Source organism: Paracraurococcus ruber, assembly GCF_004353985.1.
Classification (GTDB): Bacteria; Pseudomonadota; Alphaproteobacteria; order Acetobacterales; family Acetobacteraceae; genus Paracraurococcus; species Paracraurococcus ruber.
The window spans coordinates 1-890 of sequence record NZ_SMOA01000622.1; the positions used below are offsets into that span (position 1 = coordinate 1).

Annotated in this window: 1 protein-coding gene and 1 pseudogene; both read left to right on the forward strand. The window is 70.6% G+C overall.

Going from position 1 to position 890, the window contains the following annotated elements:
* Positions 1 to 311 (forward strand): annotated as a pseudogene (locus E2C05_RS32140) (hypothetical protein); the annotation flags it as partial.
* Positions 278 to 874: a transposase gene (locus tag E2C05_RS32145; RefSeq protein WP_240047001.1), complete on the forward strand. Its 597-nt coding sequence runs from the start codon at positions 278 to 280 to the stop codon at positions 872 to 874. The pseudogene E2C05_RS32140 and the gene E2C05_RS32145, both read left to right, overlap by 34 nt.
* Positions 875 to 890: the final 16 nt, after the last annotated feature.

Consider the following 890-nt stretch of genomic DNA (forward strand, 5'->3'; position numbering starts at 1 on the left):
CCCGGGAGGCGCTGGCGGCGGGTCGGGCCGCCCTGCCCGAGTATGGCAGCCGGTTCTCGCGTCGGGACTACACGCAGGCTCAGCTCTTCGCCCTTCTCGTGCTGCGGCAGTTCCTCCGGACCGATTACCGTGGCGTGGTGGCGCTCGTCGCTGAGTGGGCCGAGGTGCGCCGCGCCCTCGGCCTCTCGAAGGTGCCGCACTACTCGACGCTCGCCCATGCCTCCCGACGGATCCTCGCGGACGCCGAGGCTGGGGGGCCTTTCGCGGGGCTCAGGCCGTGGTGGTCCGGCGCGCCCGCCAGCACGACCTGATCGACGCCGCTCCTGTAGCGGCGGTCGACGCGACAGGGCTCGAGACGCGGCACGTCAGTGCCTACTTCGGCCTGCGGCGCGGCAGCGAAGGACATCGCCAGCGCGCCTGGCCGAAGCTCACCGCCGTCGTCCATGCCCACTCCCACCTCATCCTGGGCGCGGTGCCGGGCGTCGGCCCGAGCCAGGACTCGCCCGACTTCACCCCGGCTATGCGGCAGGCTGCGGCGCTCATTCGGATCGACACCGCCCTCGGTGACGCGGGCTACGATGCGGAGCACAATCACCGCCTGTGTCGCGAAGACCTTGGCGTCCGGCAGACAGTCATCCGCCTCAACCAACGCAACACCGGTCGCCGCTGGCCCAAGACGCCCTATCGGCGCGCGATGCGACGTCGCTTCCCGAAGGTGCTCTACAATCAGCGCTGGCACGCCGAGAGCGGGTTCAGCCAGCACAAGCGCCGCCTCGGATCAGCCCTGACCGCGCGCGGCGACGCGTCCCAGGCCCGCGAACTCGTCCTCCGCGTCCTCACCCACAACCTCATGATCCTCGCAGAGGCCGCATAAGCCTTTCAACAAAGCA